Consider the following 416-nt stretch of genomic DNA (forward strand, 5'->3'; position numbering starts at 1 on the left):
GGCGTGGGCGCTGCTCTTCGCGCTCTTCCCGCTGTTCAACCGCGACCGCCTGCGCATCGGCGACCTGCTCGCCGGAACCTGGGTGGTCGAAGCGCCGAAGCTGAAGCTGGTCGAAGACCTGTCGCGCAGGCAGGACCCGGTCGCCGCCCGTTTCCGTTTCAGCTCGGCCCAACTCGATGCCTACGGCATCGCCGAACTGCACAAGCTGGAAGAAGTGCTACGCCGCGACGACTATTTCGCGCTGAAGACAGTGGCCGAAATGATCGGGAAGAAGATCGGCGTGACGATCGAAGCGCCGGATTCCAGGGCGTTCCTCACGGCCTACTACGGCGAGCTCAGGGCGCATCTCGAGCGCAAACTGCTGCTCGGCAACCGCAAGGCGGACAAGCATGCGCGGTAGCGGCAGATACTGGAAC

The 416-nt window shown here is 64.4% G+C and carries 1 protein-coding gene; it reads left to right on the forward strand.

The features are described from left to right. Window positions 1-400: RDD family protein (locus EOA24_RS40960; protein ID WP_133375129.1), on the forward strand; the 400-nt coding region annotated here is incomplete at its 5' end. Window positions 401-416 lie beyond the last annotated feature (16 nt).

The organism is Mesorhizobium sp. M2A.F.Ca.ET.039.01.1.1, assembly GCF_003998035.1.
Taxonomy (GTDB): domain Bacteria; phylum Pseudomonadota; class Alphaproteobacteria; order Rhizobiales; family Rhizobiaceae; genus Mesorhizobium.